The organism is Marinobacterium sp. xm-d-579 (genome assembly GCF_013282935.1).
In the GTDB taxonomy this organism is placed as follows: domain Bacteria; phylum Pseudomonadota; class Gammaproteobacteria; order Pseudomonadales; family Balneatricaceae; genus Marinobacterium_E.
Genome location: NZ_WBYP01000001.1, coordinates 185325 through 202399, shown reverse-complemented (window position 1 = coordinate 202399; position 17075 = coordinate 185325). Strand labels below are relative to the sequence as shown.

Genomic DNA, 17075 nt, shown 5'->3' with positions numbered 1-17075 from the left:
AAACTGGTAATGTATCACTTTCTAATTGAGTAAGAACCCTCTTCAATGTCTGAACGTCGCGAACCAGGATTCAATTTAGATCAACTGGCCGAGCCAGTGCCCACACTTGAACCTGAAAAGCAAAAACCTCAAGCGCCTAACAAACCCACTAATGCCGCTGTTAAGTCCTCTCCTAAAAGTAGTGGTTTAGCAACGGGTGTCGCTGTTATAGCGCTGTTAGTGGCTGTGGCTATGGCTGTATGGAACTACCAACTGACTCAAAAGATGGAACAACAATCCGTTCTTTTGGAACAGATGAACTTATGGCTTGAGAGTACCGATGCAACTTTGACCAAGACAACGACTTCAGCGTCACAATCAGGTGAAACCCTCTCTTCTCGATTAGAGCAGCTTAATGGTCGTGTTGAAGATCGTATTAAGCATTTTGACTCTGAGATCGCTAAGCTTTGGACCGTTTCGTATCAGCGCAATAAGCCTCAGTTGGAGAAGCAGGGCAAGACGATTGAAGCACAGGCTAAATTGATTAAATCTCAGGCTGAATCGATTAAAAGTATTCAGTCGGGTGTGGATCAAGTTCAAGCACAAGCTAAAAAGAGCGAAGGGTCTGTTAATAAACTGTCCAAAACAGTTTCAGAATTTGATAGCAGTTTGCAAAAACGTGACCAACAGCTATCCAAATTGAATGACCTAGTTGCCAGTAAAGATAAGCAGATCGCTCAATTAAGTGAACGGGTAGCTCAACTCAACAGTGACCTTGAGTTTCAGCTCTCTATTGAACGGGACGAGAGAGCAAGGCTTTCAGAGCAGCTTGAACAAGTTAAGGCAGGTTCCAATTCCAGTGATCTTGATGGCCGTTTAGCGACCATTGAAGATCGTCTCCGCTCCATTGATTCTAGTCGCCAGTCGGTCAATGCCGAACTATTGAACATCAAACAACAGCTCAATACGCTGCTGCTTGAAGGAGCTATTCGTTAGTTGAATTATTCGCAACTGATCAATACTTGTCCAAATCCTTGCCAATGGGCACAATACGCGCCACATGAAATGGAGCTGAGTTAAGACGTGAAGCTAAGAACCTTTTTTGCTTTACGCATTCCTGATAGAACGGCTCGAGAGCTCGCTAATCTTTCTGATGAGTTGTGTCAGTTTGATTTAGGGCTGGACGCAACCTGGTTTGATTCATCTGGCTATCACCTGACGCTCTGCTTTTTAGGAGATGTCAGCCTAGAACAGATAGAACAGCTCGAGAAACGTGCCACTCAAATAGATTTTGGTAGTCGTTTTACCGTTCAGCTAGATCAGGTCAGTTATTACGCCGTTAATCCGAGACTCTCCCTGATCGCGGCGATGACCGCGCAGACTAGTCAGCTAACGATGCTCCATGAGCAGTTAGTGGCGTTAGCCGAAGAGGTTGGCATTGTTTGTAAAGATCAGAACTTTATGCCCCACGTCACCTTGGCACGCTTGCCAGCGGACAATCGATTTGCTGTCGACAGAGAGTTGCCGCCTATCGATCATAGCCTGCCGGCTGACTCGATTGTGCTTCTTCAGAGCACTGAGGGTGATCATGGCAGTGTCTATAAGCCGCTTTTCGAAGTGCCACTTACACGCTAAACCGTTTAACAAATTTTGAGAACATGATGCGAAAACCCGAGCTATTGTCCCCTGCAGGGACCTTGCGAAATATGAAGTATGCCTTTGCCTATGGTGCTGATGCGGTCTATGCCGGTCAACCGCGCTATAGCCTTCGTGTACGTAACAACGACTTTACTCTTCAGAACCTTGAAGAGGGGATCAATATTGCGCATCAACTGGGTAAAAAGTTTTTTGTCGCCAGTAACATTCTGCCGCACAATTCAAAGTTGGGTACCTACATGAAGGATATTGATCCTGTTGTAGCGATGAATCCTGATGCCATGATCATGTCCGACCCTGGCCTGATTATGATGGTCAAAGATAAGTATCCAGATCTTCCGATTCACCTCTCTGTTCAGTCGAATACTATGAACTGGGCTGCAGTGAAGTTCTGGGAGCGAGCAGGTATTGAGCGAATCATCCTGTCACGTGAACTCTCGCTAGATGAAGTGGCTGAAATACGTCAACAGTGTCCGGATATTGAGCTTGAGGTCTTTGTTCATGGCTCACTCTGTATCGCCTACTCAGGTCGCTGTCTGCTATCGGGTTACATCAACCACCGAGATCCAAACCAGGGTACTTGCACAAATGCTTGTCGTTGGAAATACGATGCTCATGAAGCTCAGGAAGATGAGTCCGGTGATGTGGTTCCCGTTCAGAGCTTTGATCCAGGCGAAGAGAAGCAGCCTGCCCTAGGTGAAGGTAAGCCATCAGATCAGATCTACCTGCTCCAGGAGGAGACTCGCCCTGGAGAGTATATGCCGGCCTTTGAAGATGAGCACGGTACCTACATCATGAACTCAAAAGATCTGCGCGCCATTCAGCACGTGCATCGCTTGACGGAGATGGGCGTCGACTCTCTGAAAATTGAGGGACGCACTAAGTCGCACTACTACGTTGCCAGAACCGCGCAAGCTTACCGTCAAACCATTGACGATGCAGCGGCTGGTCGCCCATTCGACAAGGGGCTAATGGATGTCCTTGAGAATCTTGCAAACCGAGGATACACCGAAGGTTTCTACCGTCGTCATGTTCACGACGAATACCAGAACTATGAAACGGGTAACTCTGTGGGTGTGCATCAGCAATTTGTCGGTGAAGTGGTTGAGCGTGACGCGGACTCTGGCAAGCTTGTTATCGATGTGAAGAACAAATTTGAGGTGGGTGACACACTTGAGTTGATGACCCCTCAGGGTAATCGTCGCTTCAAGCTTGATGAGCTGTATGACAAGAAAGGTGCTCGAGTCCATGTTGCCCCAGGTTCAGGACACCGTGTGACACTACCACTCGATTTTGATACTGATATGGAATACGCGCTACTGATGCGTGATCTTCCAAACGCTCCAGAGAGGGCGTAAATGATAGCCGGCGACTGAGCCGGCTTTTTTGTCTCTACAGGTTCTGCTTAGCCGTTAGACAAAGTGTGGTCATCCCATCTCGATTGGATGATGTATAATCTTGCAGCACTGCAGGGGTGGAGCCCCCTGATCATCACTATAAATGGAGTTTTCCAATGAGCGTTATTCGTCAAGACGACCTTATTGATAGCGTTGCTGATGCGCTACAGTTCATCTCTTACTACCACCCAATCGACTTTATTGAAGGTGTGCACGAAGCCTACCTGAAAGAGGAGAACCCAGCCGCTAAAGATGCGATGGCGCAGATCCTAATCAACTCACGTATGTGTGCCGAAGGTAAGCGTCCTATCTGTCAGGACACCGGTATCGTTACCGTATTCCTTAAAGTGGGTATGAACGTTCAGTGGGATGCTTCAATGAGCGTCACCGATATGGTCAATGAAGGTGTTCGTCGTGCCTACATGCACCCTGATAACGTTCTACGCGCCTCGATTCTTGCCGACCCTGCTGGAAAACGTCAGAACACCAAAGACAATACTCCTGCTGTTATCCACTACGAAATTGTAGAGGGCGATGAAGTAGAAGTTCATGTGGCTGCTAAAGGTGGTGGTTCAGAGAATAAATCGAAGATGGTGATGTTGAACCCATCTGACAGCATCGTGGATTGGGTGGTTAAAACGGTACCGACTATGGGTGCTGGTTGGTGTCCACCAGGTATGTTGGGTATTGGTATTGGTGGTACTGCCGAGAAGGCAGCAGTCATGGCCAAAGAGTCTTTGATGGACCCAATTGATATTCATGAGCTACGTGAGCGTGGCCCGCAGAACCGTGTCGAAGAGCTTCGTTTAGAGATCATGGATGCGGTCAATGAGCTAGGTATTGGTGCACAGGGTCTTGGTGGTCTGACAACGATTCTAGACGTTAAGATCATGGACTACCCAACGCACGCGGCATCTTTGCCAATCTGTATGATCCCTAACTGTGCTGCGACTCGCCATACTCATTTTACTTTGAAAGGTGATGGGCCGGCCGTTCTCACACCGCCAAGCTTGGATCAGTGGCCAGAAGTGACCTTTGAAGTCGGTGCTAATACACGCCGCGTCAATCTAGATGAGATCACACCTGAGTCGGTTAAAGAGTGGAAGGTTGGTGAGACTATTTTGCTTAATGGTAAAATGTTGACCGGTCGTGATGCCGCCCATAAGCGCATGGTAGAGATGCTTAACAACGGTGAAGAGTTGCCAGTTGATCTGAAAGGGCGATTCATCTACTACGTGGGTCCTGTCGACCCTGTCCGTGATGAGGTTGTAGGCCCTGCTGGCCCAACAACGTCAACACGTATGGATAAGTTCACACGTCAGATTCTAGAGTCAACGGGCCTACTGGGCATGATTGGTAAATCAGAGCGTGGTCCAATCGCTATTGATGCGATCAAAGATAACCAAGCGGTCTACCTAATGGCTGTTGGCGGTGCTGCTTACCTTGTCTCTAAAGCGATCACTGACTCAAAAGTGCTAGCCTTCCCAGAGATGGGCATGGAAGCGATCTATGAGTTTGAAGTCAAAGATATGCCGGTGACTGTGGCTGTAGATGTGAATGGTGAGTCTGTTCATACATCTGGTCCAGCTAAATGGCACGACATAATCGTTAAAGCGAAAGGCTAAACGAAAACTCACATTAAGGGCCGCGTATATCGCGGCTTTTTTGTTTGTGGAATATAGAAGGCTTGCCGTGTGTCACTATTCTCGCTAAAGTCCCTTGATTACATGACTGTTTGGTTAAGTTTTAATGTCTCAAGATTCACAACCCGCTACTGCGCTTCGCATGATCGATATTCATAAATCCTACGGATCCCTGAACGTTATCAAAGGGGTCTCACTGGAGGCGAAAGATGGCGATGTGATCTCTATTCTCGGTTCGAGTGGCTCGGGTAAGAGTACGCTACTGCGTTGTATTAACCTGCTTGAAAATCCAAGCAAGGGTGAGATCTATCTTGGGGATGAGAAACTTGAGTTGGTGCCATCTAAGAGTGGCGAGTTGCAGGCTAAAAGTCGAAAGCAGCTTGAAAATATGCGTTCGCGTATCGGTTTTGTATTCCAGAACTTTAATCTCTGGCCGCACCGTACTGTGTTAGAGAATATTACAGAAGCTCCCATTCAAGTTTTAAAACAGTCTAAAGATGAGGCGGTGGGGCAGGCAAAACTGATCCTAGAGCAGGTCGGTCTCGTAGATAAGATTGATGCCTATCCTAGTCATCTTTCAGGTGGCCAGCAGCAGCGTATTGCGATAGCACGTGCTTTAGCGATGGATCCACAGCTGTTATTGTTCGATGAGCCAACTTCAGCGCTTGATCCTGAGTTGGTCAATGAAGTGCTGGCGGTCATGCGGGATCTGGCCTCACAGGGACGCACTATGCTGATAGTAACCCATGAAATGCGCTTCGCACGTGATGTTTCGAGCCAGGTTGTCTTTCTTCATGAAGGACATATCGAAGAGCAGGGAACACCAGAGAAACTATTCGAAAATCCTTCATCTGCAAGGGTGAAGGCCTTTATGTCGAGTCATCAATAGGACAGTAGATCCTAATAGGAGAAAATAATGAAATTAAAAAACCTCGTCGTTGGTCTTACTTTGAGTGCTGTTGCAGCCTCTTCAGCTTTCGCAGGCGATAAAATCCGTATCGCTACTGAAGGTGCATACGCGCCTTTCAATATGGTCGATGACAAAGGTCAGCTTCAGGGCTTTGACGTAGATATCGCTAATGCACTTTGTGCTGAAATGAAAGCAGACTGTACGCTAGTGGCACAGGATTGGGACGGTATTATTCCTGGTCTTATGAGCCGTAAGTACGATGCAATCATCGCATCAATGTCGATCACAGAAGAGCGTCTAAAAGTTGTCGACTTCACTAACCCATACTACTCAAACGTTCTCGCTTACGTGGGTCCTAAAGGTCAGTCTATGGGTGACATGAAGGGTAAAACGCTTGGTGCGCAGCGTGCGACTATCGCTGGCCAGTACCTTGAAGACAACATGTCAGGAAGCGCGAGCGTAAAACTGTACGATACTCAAGATAACGCATACTTAGACCTTGCTGCCGGCCGTCTTGATGGCATGCTGTCAGATAAGTTCCCAGCATACGACTGGCTACGAACTGATGACGGCAAAGGCTTTGAGTTCAAAGGCCAGGATATCGACATCGACGATAAGATCGGTATCGCAATTCGTAAAAACGATGCTCTAAAAGAGAAGTTCAACAAAGCACTTCAAGCGATTGTTGATAACGGTACTTACGCGAAAATCAACGCTAAGTACTTCCCTTTCTCGATCTACTAATCGGGACAGGCTGTGCCTAAATGGCGCAGCCAATATCTTACTCTATGTTTGATCTTCACGGCTTCGGTCACCTTCTTTGGGAGGGTGCCTGGATAACTATTCAGCTTGCGCTCGCTAGCCTATTTTTTGGCCTTATTATTGGGCTTGCTGGTGCCTCTGCGAAACTATCCTCGATTGCGCCACTTCGCTGGTTAGCAACCGGATACACAACGCTGATTCGTGGAATACCGGAACTGCTTTTAGTGCTCACTATCTACTTTGGTGGCTCGATTCTGTTGATGGCTATCGCAGAGCGTTTTGGTTATACAGATTACATAGAGGTGGGTGCTTTTGCAGCGGGTGTCACGGCGCTCTCTATTGCATTTGGTGCCTACGCTACTGAAGTTTTTCGAGCGGCTATTCAAGCGCTCCCGAAGGGCCAGTGGGAGTCAGCCTATGCTTTGGGCTTGCCTCGCCTGACGACCTTCTATCGAATTATTCTGCCCCAGGTTTGGCGTCTTGCGCTGCCAGGTCTTGGCAACCTTTTCCAAGTACTTCTAAAAGATACCGCACTCGTCTCTGTTGTTGGTTTGAACGACATTATGCGACAGGCCTACGTTGCGACGGGGTCTACAAAAGAGCCGTTCACTTTCTACATGGCAGCCGCACTGATCTATCTTGGTCTCACGGCAATATCTACTTTGATAACTACTTATCTTGAGCGCGCATCAAATCCTGCTGAGAAGAGGGTTGCAGCATGAACTGGTCATGGGATGTGATCTGGGAATATTTTCCACGCCTCTTTGATGGCGTTTGGTTAACACTAGAATTGGTTCTCTATTCAGCCTTAACGGGGCTAGCGATTGCAGTGCCTCTTGCGCTGATGCGTGCCTCTAAAAATCGCTTAGTTTCTGCGCTTCCTTGGGCATACATCTATTTCTTCCGTGGCACGCCGTTATTGGTCCAAATATTTTTGATCTACTATGGCTCAGCTCAGTTTGATCTCATTCGAAATACATCCCTTTGGGAAATTTTCAGTGAACCCTTCTGGTGTGCACTGATAGCGTTAACGCTGAACACTGCAGCGTACAGTGCTGAGCTTGTTCGTGGTGCAATCCAGTCTATTCCAAAGGGGGAGATTGAAGCTGCAGAGGCTTTTGGTATGTCGAAACTGGTTCAGATACGACGTATCGTCCTGCCTCGTGCTTTCGGTATTGTGCTTCCTGCTTACGGGAATGAGTTAATTCTGATGTTGAAGGGTAGTGCGCTCGCCTCAACCATTACTCTGTTGGATCTTACGGGTATGGCGAGAACCATTATTGCTCGTACTTATACCCCGCTGGAGATCTTTTTTGCGGCAGGTATGTTGTATCTTGCTATCGCTGCGCTATTTATTTTGGCGTTCCGGTTTATTGAGCGCTGGCTAAATCGCTATCAATACCCGCGATAACTTTTATCGATTCTGAGCAGATCTTCTAACTGCTCTCACGTATAATTTCACCATACTCATTAGATCTCTGGATTGATCATGCAAGCCACTCCAACAATCACCTCGATTGCTCAGCGTAACGATGCTCCGTACGCACCGTTTTTGCCGCTGTCTAAAGCTGAGATGAAGAAGTTGGGTTGGGACCAGTGTGACATCATTATCGTGACCGGTGATGCCTATGTTGATCATCCATCGTTTGGTATGGCCATCATTGGCCGTCTGCTGGAGTCGCAGGGTTTCAAGGTAGGTATTATTGCTCAGCCAGATTGGCAGAGTGCTGAGGCCTTTAAAGTATTGGGTAAGCCTCGCTTATTCTTTGGTGTTGCGGCGGGTAACATGGATTCTATGATCAACCGTTATACGGCCGATCGTAAAATTCGTTCTGATGATGCCTATACGCCGGGTGGTAAAGCCGGTAGCCGACCTGATCGTGCCAGCATTGTCTACAGCCAGCGCTGTCGAGAAGCTTATAAAGAGGTTCCCATTGTATTGGGAGGTATCGAAGCGTCACTGCGTCGTATTGCTCATTATGACTACTGGCAAGACAAAGTTCGTCGCTCAATACTGCTCGACTCCAGGGCGGATATATTGCTCTACGGTAATGCTGAACGTGCCATTGTTGAAGTGGCTCAGCGAATGTCAGCCGGCGAATCGGTTGGCGACTTGACCGATGTCCGAGGCACCGCTTTTATTCGCACGGATACGCCCGAGGGCTGGATGGAGATAGACTCCACTCGTATCGATAGACCGGGCAAAATTGATCGAATGATCAACCCCTATGTTAACACCCGAGACCTTGAACAGTGTGCGTTGGAAAAGGGTTCCAAAGAGGAGCCTGAGGCTGATGAAGTTCAGGTTCTGCATATTGAACCTAAGGTGCACCTTGATCGCAGTAAAACAGTCATTCGCATTCCCCCATTTGAAAAAGTCTCTAAAGATCCTGTTCTCTACGCTCATGCGAGCAGAGTACTCCACTTAGAGACAAATCCCGGTAATGCTCGCGCGTTAGTCCAACAGCATGGTGATCAAGAGGTGTGGTTGAATCCACCTCCGATTCCATTGACCACTGAAGAGATGGATTTCGTTTTCGGGCTTAACTACGCACGTGTTCCACACCCGATCTATAAAGGGCAAGAGATCCCTGCCTACAAGATGATTCGGTTTTCGGTGAACATCATGCGCGGCTGTTTTGGCGGTTGTACTTTCTGCTCCATTACAGAACACGAAGGGCGCATTATTCAGAATCGCTCTCACGAATCGATTTTAAATGAGATTGAAGAGATCAGAGATAAAGTCCCAGGCTTTACAGGGGTTATCTCAGATTTAGGCGGGCCAACGGCCAATATGTATCGAATTGCCTGTAAGTCACCGGAGATCGAAAAGTCCTGTCGTAAGCTCTCTTGTGTCTACCCGGAGATATGCCACAACTTAAATACTGATCACTCCTCATTGACGGAGCTTTATCGCAAAGCACGCAAAACAAAAGGGGTGAAGAAGGTGATGATTGCGTCAGGTCTTCGCTACGATTTGGCTGTGGAAGACCCTGAATACGTGAAAGAGCTGGTGACCCATCATGTTGGTGGTTATCTAAAGATCGCGCCTGAGCATACTGAACGAGGTCCGCTCGATCATATGATGAAGCCGGGCATTGGTACTTACGATGCGTTTAAGAAGATGTTTGAACGCTTCTCTAAAGAGGCAGGGAAGGATCAGTATCTGATTCCTTACTTCATCGCTGCGCACCCCGGTACCACTGACGAAGATATGATGAATCTCGCTGTCTGGTTAAAGCGCAATGACTTTAAAGCGGATCAGGTGCAGGCGTTTTACCCTTCACCGATGGCGACCGCTACCGCCATGTACCATACCGGTCGTAACCCTCTGAAACGTCAAAGCTACAAAAAGTCTTCAGAGCGGGTTGAGACGGTCAAAGGTGAAAAACAGCGTCGTTTACACAAAGCATTCCTACGCTACCACGACCCTGAAAATTGGCCGCTGTTACGTGAGGCTCTGAAGTCGATGGGACGTGCTGACTTGATAGGCGATGGCCCTAATCATTTGATTCCTTCAAACAATTCAGAGGGTGATCAATATAAGAGTCCGCGCCGTAAGAACGTTAATAAGCAAAGTAAGAGTGTTAAAAAAGGTAGATTATTGACTCAGCATACAGGCTTGCCACCTCGTGGTAAGGCTAAAAAAGGGTCATCTAGCGTTAAAAAGCGGCAAAAAGCGTAACATTGATAAAAAATAGTTGTATTCGGCACTAACTGGATTAAACTTAACTCAGTTGTTTACGTTGTGGCGTTTGAAACGTCCAGAGAAACAAGTTGCACTAGAGCTTAACCCTAGGGTTGGCTGGAACACCGAAAGTAAAACTTCGCATCTGATCTTCTGCTCCTTTTCCACTCTGAACTAAGCACTAATTTTGTTAGTTTTGAGTGTTGTGTCATCGTTTTGTCACTTCATCCTGCTAATAAATAACTGGGTTACAAGATAGGCTTGTAATTTAGTTCGCGGCACAGGTCGCACTCAGGCCAAGTCATTGACTTGGTAGATAACTCCCCTCGGGGATGCACTAAAGTTCCTAAATGGGACAGGATTAAGAGGCAAGAAATGTCAGAGCAGCTAACTGGTACAGTTAAATGGTTTAACGACGAGAAAGGTTTTGGTTTCATTCAGCAGGAGAACGGTCCAGACGTATTCGTTCACTTCCGTGCTATCAACGGTACTGGTCGTCGTACACTAGCTGAAAACCAGCAGGTAACTTTCGAGGTTACTCAGGGCCAGAAAGGTCCTCAAGCTGACAACGTAACTGTTGTAGCATAAGAGTAAGATTCTTAGAAAAAAGCGCCATATGGCGCTTTTTTTGTGCCTGTCAGATTAATTACAGACTTTAACCCGACTATAATCTAACGGTCTTTTTCTGGAGCCTGATATGGATCTCGATCCTCAAGTCGATCAACTGATTGAGTGTTTTAATACTCTCTTTTTGGAATCCCTTAATACCGAACTGGTTCGCGGTGATGGGGAGCCTATCTACTTGCCTGCCGATTCCGATTATCCTCATCATCGAATTATCTTTGCACATGGCTTCTTTGCAAGCGCATTGCACGAGATTGCTCACTGGTGTGTGGCGGGTCCAAAAAGACGACTGCTTGAAGATTTCGGTTACTGGTACAAGCCAGATGGCCGTACAGAAGAAGAGCAAGCCGAGTTTGAGCGAGTGGAGGTATCCCCTCAAGCTTATGAGTGGATTCTAACGGTATCGGCGGGTCGAAAATTTCATTTCAGTGCCGATAACCTCTCTCAAGGGTTAGGAGCTTCAGATAGCTTTAAAGAGGCTGTTCTTAACAGGGTGCATCAACTGCTCGACAATGGAATGAACCCACGCTTGAAAGCGCTCAGCGAAGCTCTGAGAACACTCTATGCTGTGGAGCCTCTGAGTGTCGATCAGTTCCAATTAGAGAGTTATTCGTGCGCCAGTTAAGCATCACTGCAACCGATTGGCTTTTACAGGCCAAAGGCGATGACTGGTCTCTCTTTGCTAGCGTTACTAATCGCTTTAACTATCTAAGATTGACGCTGCCGACAAAAGAGTATCTTTACGCTGAAGGTGAGCAGGAACTGGGTCAATCAGATCGAGGTGTGTGGGTGCTCGGTGTATTTGATCATGTCGAGCAGTTACAGTACTTTCTTGCGTTGCATAACGACAACCCATTAAAAGTGCCGGCGCTGAAAATTGAGCAGAGTTGGCCAGTGGTGGCATACCAAGAGCAATCTCTAATGGATTATCCACACTACTCAGGGGTCTATCGTGTCGGTTTCAAATCCTATCGGGTGACTCAAGAGATAGACGGATATCGGGTGGAGTATATTGACGGTTATAAAGCGGCACTGCTGGGAGTGTTGGAGTCAGAGGTTGATGCCTTTCTAGCACTCTACAGCCACTTCGACAGTCGTACCCGTGGCTGTAAGATGTGCTGATCGATCAATGCTGCATATCGTGCTTCATCTCTTTTTTCATACCAGGCTTTTGAATCATTTTGACGGGCACTTCTAATGCTTGGCTAGTTCCATCACTGAAATTTAATTTCAGATCGATTGTCTGATCGATGGAGAGTGGCTCCTTTAGTCCGATAAACATCACATGTAGGCCGCCTGGTTTCAAATGAGTGGTGCTGTTTGCTGGCAGATCAATGGCAGGAATTTTTCGCATACGCATCACTTCACCATCTTTGATATGAGTATGCAGCTCGACCACTTTAGAGATAGAGGACTCAGCTGAAACCACTTGAAGATCGGCACCACTGTTTTTGATATCCATGAATGCGCCGGTCATTTTCTGGCCCGGTGGAACAGCACGCACACGCGCATCTGAAATCTCGACCTCGGCCTGGGCAAGGGTGCTGGTTAAAAGTGACGCGATTAACAGTTTTTTCATCTTAGTTTCCTACTGCAAGATGGAACGGATTTTCTCAACAAGTTGGTTGGGATTGTTGTGTGAGACGCTTCCTAGAAACTCACCTTGTTGATCGATTAGATAGATTTTAGAAGAGTGGTCGACGGTGTAGCCCATCGCTGAATCAGGCTGCTCGACCATTCGATAGTAAGCCCCGTACAGTTTAATCGCGCTGTCGATCTGCTGACGGCTGCCGGTCATACCAAGAATGAGAGGCGAGAAAAACTGAGAGTAGACCTGTAGCTGTTCCAGTGAATCCCGATCAGGGTCGACGCTGTAAAAAATGGGTTGAATTTGGTTTAGTTGCTCATCATCGAGTTCATTGAAAGCAAACTTCATACTGGTTAAAGAGGTGGGGCATATATCGGGGCAAGAGGTGTAGCCAAAATAGAGCAGCACCAGTTTGCCTCTGAAGTCACTCAGTGACACATCGCCATCAATACTTTTACCCTGAAACTCACCACCCAGCTGAACCGGTTGGTAACTGTTGTTGGGTTTTAGGTAAACCAGGCTAACAATGACGGCTGCCAAAATCAGCATCACAATAATCAGTAGATTTATGTTGCGTGTCATCATCGTGCATCAAACCTCAATTCAACAATCTCTTGTTTCGAATCCGTTTCAAAAATCACCTTTGCTAGCCAGGTCATCGTCCCTGTGGTGCAGACGGCTAACTGAGTCCGTCCCTGCCAAAGGTGTTCACTCTTTTCCATTTCAAACTGGTTAACGCCCATGTACATATCGGCGCCTTGCAGATCGACCCAAACTCGATTGATCCCAGGTAGATCAGTTTCAGCCGTCAGAGTCATATTGTTCAGAGATCGAGCTGGCATCGGTCCCAGTGTAAAGCGGTACCGAATATCATCGTTAACGACTTCGCATCTGCCGCTGTTGATATCACAATGTGACACCGGTTTCGGTCCCAAAAAGAGTTGAGAAGCCCAAGTTAAAAGTACTATGGAACTGATCAGGAACAGACTGATAACGATTCGCTTAGGTGGATTAGTCACTTAAATTCCTAACTCTATTGTGCGTATGTTTTCATGCTCGAGCCTAACAGTGAACCAACTTTACGTTTATTTACACGGCTTTTTACACCGGATCAGTGGTATCAGTTCAGATCGCACTTTTATCGATAGGCCGTATAATACAGCTCTTCAAAAGGGGTGTTCATGATAAAGCTCAAAAAAGTCATTGTTGCAGATGAGAATATGCCGGCCGTTGAGACATTGTTCTCCTCCTTCGGTGAAGTTCGCCGTGTGGCGGGTCGCTCAATAGAACCCATTCAGTTGGCTGAAGCTGATACGCTTCTCGTACGTTCTATTACCCAAGTTAATGCACAGTTATTGAGTGAGACTAAACCGTTAGAATTTGTCGGTTCGGCGACCATAGGTATGGATCATCTGGATTCTCACTACTTGACTGAGCGCGCAATTCCCTTTTCTAACGCAGCAGGCTGTAACGCCGATTCAGTTGTGGATTATGCGCTAGCAGCTATTTATGAATATGCCGAACAGAGAGCCTTAGATCCACGGAATCTCTCATACGGGGTGGTCGGTGCTGGTAATGTTGGCTCTCGGTTAGTTAGCCGTTTAACTGCGCTGGGGGTTAATGTCCTTGTATCAGATCCCCCTCGTGCTCTTCGGGACCCAACCTTTATAGATACCCCTCTCGCGCAGTTAATGGCCCAGTCGGATGTTGTCTGTTGTCATCTGCCGTTAACCAACAGCGGTGAGCATGCAACCCATCACTTGATTGGCGAGTCGCTTTTGCAGCAGCTGATTCCAGGAGCACTGCTTTTAAATGCAGGACGGGGGCCCACCATCGATGGTGAAGCGCTCTTAAGCTTTGCCAAGCAGAGAACCGACGTCACCTTGGTGATGGATGTGTGGGAAGAGGAGCCGACAGTCGACCGTGAATTGGCCTGTCGTGTGTTGATCGGTACGCCCCATATAGCGGGTTACAGTTTAGAAGGTAAGTTACGCGGAACTTACATGCTTTATGAGCGTTACTGTGAGATTTTAGGTCTTGAGGTTTCTGCGGCTTTCGACAGCCTATTTGTTGATTATCCAACCCCAATGCTTGAATTAACTCGACAAACAACCGTTCAGCAAGTGATTCAATCTGTCTACTCCATAAAAGAGGATCATCAGCGTTTTATGGACTCTTTGACCCCTGCGGAAAATCAACCTAAAGCCTTTGATCAATTGAGAAAGAGTTACCCGGTGCGTCGAGAGTTTTCATCGCTGAAGCTGACCGGTCAGACGACAGGCGCGATGAAAGTTCAGCTTGCAGCTTTAGGGTTTAAGGTGGATGAGGTGCAGGTATGAAGTTTCGCTTAGGCGTATTGGTCAACCCTTATGCCGGTATTGGTGGCAGTGTTGCATTGAAAGGGAGTGATGGTGAAGCGATCAGAGATGAGGCTTTAAGCCGAGGTGCTCAGCAGCTTGCTCCGGTCAAAATGCGTCACGCCCTTGAGGCCATAAAGAGTGATCAAATTGAGCTGTTTACCTGGGGCGGTGCCATGGGTGAAGAGTCAATTAAAGAGTTAAAGTTAGAGTGCCTTGTCTTAGGTTCACCGCAGCACTGGCCGACCAGTGCAGAGGATACGTTGATCGCTGCTAGAGCAATGGTTGACGAGGGTGTCGATCTCATTCTGTTTGCGGGTGGTGACGGTACGGCACGCAATATTTATGAAGCCATTGGGCAACAGGTGCCTGTCCTTGGCGTTCCGGCGGGTGTGAAGATTCATTCAGGCGTCTATACCCTGACCCCTTCGCTAGCAGGGTCATTAATTACTGATCTTATCGAAGGGCGTCTGGTTCGCATGGAGCAGGCTGAGGTTCGCGATATTGATGAGTCTGAGTTTAGGCAGGGCCGAGTTCGTGCAAAATATTATGGCGAACTGCTTGTGCCTGCAGAGCATCAGTATGTGCAGTCTGTGAAAGAGGGCGGCAAAGAGGTTGAAGAGCTTGTAGTCGCTGATATCGCGGCCGATTTTGTTGAGCAGATGGATCCCGAACTTCTCTATGTGATGGGATCCGGCACAACCGTCGCGGCGATCATGGATGAGTTGGGACTCGAAAATACGCTGTTGGGTACCGATCTTATTAAAGATGGAGAGGTTGTCGCTAGTGATTGTTCAGCACAGCAGTTACTTGAGCTAGTGGGGGATGCGCCTTTCAAGATTGTCATCACACCGATTGGCGGGCAGGGGCATCTTCTTGGTCGCGGTAATCAACAGTTGAGCCCGCAGCTGATTCAAAAGGTAGGTCTACCGGGTCTCTATGTCGTTGCGACACGCTCTAAAATCGTCGGACTTAATGGGCGCCCGCTTATTATTGACAGTGGTGACCCAGAGCTGGATCGAAAACTAACCGGTGTGGTGGCGGTGCACACCGGTTATCGAGACGCAGTTATCTACCGAGTCGGAATTTAACGGCGGTTTTGCAGAGCCTCAATACGAGCTGCTAGAGGAGGGTGGCTCGCAAACATCTCCATAAAGCCCTGCTTCTTGATGCTGCTGATGCCAAAGGCCGTGAGCTGTCCGGATAGCTCTTGCGCTTGACCCGATTCAGCCTGCAGTCTTTGCAAAGCATTAATCATGCCCTGCTTGCTCGCTAGGTCTGCACCCGCTTCATCTGCCCGGAACTCACGGCGACGCGAGAACCAAGCCACAATCATATGAGCAAATACGGCAAAGACCATCTCAGCGATAAAGGTCGCGATGTAAAAGCCTATACCAACACCGCCTGAGTTATCGCCACGGCGCAAGAAGCTATCAACGGCGTAACCGACGATACGAGCTAAGAACATCACAAAGGTATTGATAATCCCTTGAATCAACGACAGAGTAACCATGTCGCCATTCGCAACGTGACCTACCTCGTGTGCTAGCACCGCTTTCACTTCATCGGCTTTGAATCGCGATAAAAGACCGCTACTGACCGCAACCAGTGCGTTGTTCTTATTCCATCCAGTCGCAAAGGCATTAGCTGAATTGGATGGGAATACCCCCACTTCTGGCATGCCAATGCCGGCTTTTTGAGCCAGTTCAGCCACCGTTTCAACCAGCCATTTCTCCTCGGCATTGCGAGGTTGCTCAATGATTTGGGTGCCCGTTGTTCTCTTCGCCATCCATTTCGAGATAAACAGAGAGATGAATGAACCGGCAAAACCAAACACTGCACAAAAGGCTAGTAGAGCGCCAAGGTCTAGGCCGTTCGATGTTAGGTATGGACCAACGCCAAGGATGTTGAGCGTCAAGCTGGCCACCAGAATGATGGCAAGGTTGGTCGCTAAGAAAAGGATTATTCTGAGCATTTAGGTTGCTTCCTCAAACAATTTATCTATTAACACAAATTGTGGCGAAGCAACCTAAATTCAACCTTAAAGGTGAACTCTTAAAGGTTAACGACGCGAGCTTCGATGGCGTTACGCAACTCTTGGTAAGAGTCGATGTTCTCTGGTGCGAAATAGAGTTTGTAGTAGACCTTTTCACGCACGCGGTTGATCCCTTCACGACTATCACCGGTCATCGATGCGTAGGTGTGAGCCATTTGCAAGTGAATGACCAGAGTGCCTGCCGGTTGAGTAAATGAGTGTCCCGCTAGGTCAACGCGCTGGCGCGGTTCATGTTGTGAGTAGAAAGAGATCTCACCAATGTGCGCCATGTTGATTAGAAAGTTTGATGTGATGTCCACAACCAGCTTCTTATCCATGCCGTTGTGGTTCATCTTAATACCGCGATCTTTTTTGATCTTTAAAAACATAACTACTCCTGTTAGTTAGTCGCACTGTAGCCGAACTATAGTCACGA

19 protein-coding genes are annotated in these 17075 nt (G+C 47.7%); 14 read left to right on the top strand and 5 right to left on the bottom strand.

Annotated elements, in window-relative coordinates:
• Positions 1 to 45: 45 nt before the first annotated feature.
• The 12 genes from XMD579_RS01055 to XMD579_RS01000 all read left to right on the top strand — a co-directional run bounded on the left by XMD579_RS01055 (position 46) and on the right by XMD579_RS01000 (position 11781).
• Complete coding sequence (locus XMD579_RS01055; protein WP_173505667.1) at positions 46 to 975, top strand: hypothetical protein; 930 nt, start codon at positions 46 to 48, stop codon at positions 973 to 975.
• Between the two features lie 87 nt (positions 976 to 1062).
• Complete coding sequence (thpR, locus tag XMD579_RS01050) at positions 1063 to 1614, top strand: RNA 2',3'-cyclic phosphodiesterase (RefSeq protein ID WP_173505666.1); 552 nt, start codon at positions 1063 to 1065, stop codon at positions 1612 to 1614.
• A 26-nt stretch (positions 1615 to 1640) separates the two neighbouring features.
• Entirely contained in the window at positions 1641 to 2993 is a 1353-nt protein-coding gene (gene yegQ, locus XMD579_RS01045) for a tRNA 5-hydroxyuridine modification protein YegQ (RefSeq protein WP_173480758.1), read from the top strand.
• 155 nt (positions 2994 to 3148) lie between these two features.
• Positions 3149 to 4657, top strand: coding sequence for a fumarate hydratase (locus tag XMD579_RS01040; RefSeq protein ID WP_173480551.1), 1509 nt, complete (start codon positions 3149 to 3151; stop codon positions 4655 to 4657).
• Between the two features lie 124 nt (positions 4658 to 4781).
• Complete coding sequence (locus XMD579_RS01035) at positions 4782 to 5564, top strand: ABC transporter ATP-binding protein (protein ID WP_173480552.1); 783 nt, start codon at positions 4782 to 4784, stop codon at positions 5562 to 5564.
• Between the two features lie 27 nt (positions 5565 to 5591).
• Positions 5592 to 6329: an ABC transporter substrate-binding protein gene (locus tag XMD579_RS01030; RefSeq protein ID WP_169450310.1), complete on the top strand. Its 738-nt coding sequence runs from the start codon at positions 5592 to 5594 to the stop codon at positions 6327 to 6329.
• A 20-nt stretch (positions 6330 to 6349) separates the two neighbouring features.
• Positions 6350 to 7069: an ABC transporter permease gene (locus tag XMD579_RS01025; RefSeq protein WP_254443723.1), complete on the top strand. Its 720-nt coding sequence runs from the start codon at positions 6350 to 6352 to the stop codon at positions 7067 to 7069.
• Complete coding sequence (locus XMD579_RS01020; RefSeq protein ID WP_173480553.1) at positions 7066 to 7758, top strand: ABC transporter permease; 693 nt, start codon at positions 7066 to 7068, stop codon at positions 7756 to 7758. Before XMD579_RS01025 ends, XMD579_RS01020 begins: the two co-directional genes overlap by 4 nt.
• 78 nt (positions 7759 to 7836) lie before the next feature.
• Entirely contained in the window at positions 7837 to 10032 is a 2196-nt protein-coding gene (locus XMD579_RS01015) for a YgiQ family radical SAM protein (RefSeq protein ID WP_173505665.1), read from the top strand.
• A gap of 378 nt (positions 10033 to 10410) precedes the next feature.
• Positions 10411 to 10623 carry a cold-shock protein gene (locus XMD579_RS01010; RefSeq protein ID WP_173480555.1) on the top strand — a complete coding sequence of 71 codons (213 nt, stop codon included), beginning with the start codon at positions 10411 to 10413 and terminating at the stop codon, positions 10621 to 10623.
• A 109-nt stretch (positions 10624 to 10732) separates the two neighbouring features.
• Positions 10733 to 11284 carry an elongation factor P hydroxylase gene (locus tag XMD579_RS01005; protein ID WP_173480556.1) on the top strand — a complete coding sequence of 184 codons (552 nt, stop codon included), beginning with the start codon at positions 10733 to 10735 and terminating at the stop codon, positions 11282 to 11284.
• Positions 11272 to 11781, top strand: coding sequence for a hypothetical protein (locus tag XMD579_RS01000; RefSeq protein WP_173505664.1), 510 nt, complete (start codon positions 11272 to 11274; stop codon positions 11779 to 11781). Before XMD579_RS01005 ends, XMD579_RS01000 begins: the two co-directional genes overlap by 13 nt.
• Before the next feature lie 4 nt (positions 11782 to 11785).
• Here the strand turns inward: XMD579_RS01000 and XMD579_RS00995 are convergent, their stop codons facing one another.
• From XMD579_RS00995 to XMD579_RS00985, 3 genes are read right to left on the bottom strand one after another with little or no spacing between them, the layout of a single operon-like run.
• Positions 11786 to 12238 carry a copper chaperone PCu(A)C gene (locus tag XMD579_RS00995; RefSeq protein ID WP_173480558.1) on the bottom strand — a complete coding sequence of 151 codons (453 nt, stop codon included), beginning with the start codon at positions 12236 to 12238 and terminating at the stop codon, positions 11786 to 11788.
• 9 nt (positions 12239 to 12247) lie between these two features.
• Entirely contained in the window at positions 12248 to 12832 is a 585-nt protein-coding gene (locus XMD579_RS00990) for an SCO family protein (protein WP_173505663.1), read from the bottom strand.
• Complete coding sequence (locus tag XMD579_RS00985) at positions 12829 to 13266, bottom strand: hypothetical protein (RefSeq protein ID WP_173480560.1); 438 nt, start codon at positions 13264 to 13266, stop codon at positions 12829 to 12831. Before XMD579_RS00985 ends, XMD579_RS00990 begins: the two co-directional genes overlap by 4 nt.
• 162 nt (positions 13267 to 13428) lie before the next feature.
• Between XMD579_RS00985 and XMD579_RS00980 the strand changes: the two genes are divergently transcribed.
• Positions 13429 to 14586 carry a 4-phosphoerythronate dehydrogenase gene (locus XMD579_RS00980; protein WP_173505662.1) on the top strand — a complete coding sequence of 386 codons (1158 nt, stop codon included), beginning with the start codon at positions 13429 to 13431 and terminating at the stop codon, positions 14584 to 14586.
• Entirely contained in the window at positions 14583 to 15695 is a 1113-nt protein-coding gene (locus XMD579_RS00975; RefSeq protein WP_173480562.1) for an ATP-NAD kinase family protein, read from the top strand. Before XMD579_RS00980 ends, XMD579_RS00975 begins: the two co-directional genes overlap by 4 nt.
• Here XMD579_RS00975 and htpX read toward each other — a convergent pair.
• Both htpX and XMD579_RS00965 read right to left on the bottom strand, forming a co-directional pair.
• On the bottom strand, positions 15692 to 16579 hold the full coding sequence (gene htpX / locus XMD579_RS00970) for a protease HtpX (RefSeq protein ID WP_173505661.1): 888 nt from the start codon (positions 16577 to 16579) through the stop codon (positions 15692 to 15694). The two genes, XMD579_RS00975 and htpX, sit on opposite strands and share 4 nt — an antisense overlap.
• 80 nt (positions 16580 to 16659) lie before the next feature.
• Positions 16660 to 17028, bottom strand: coding sequence for a hypothetical protein (locus tag XMD579_RS00965; RefSeq protein ID WP_173480564.1), 369 nt, complete (start codon positions 17026 to 17028; stop codon positions 16660 to 16662).
• Positions 17029 to 17075 lie beyond the last annotated feature (47 nt).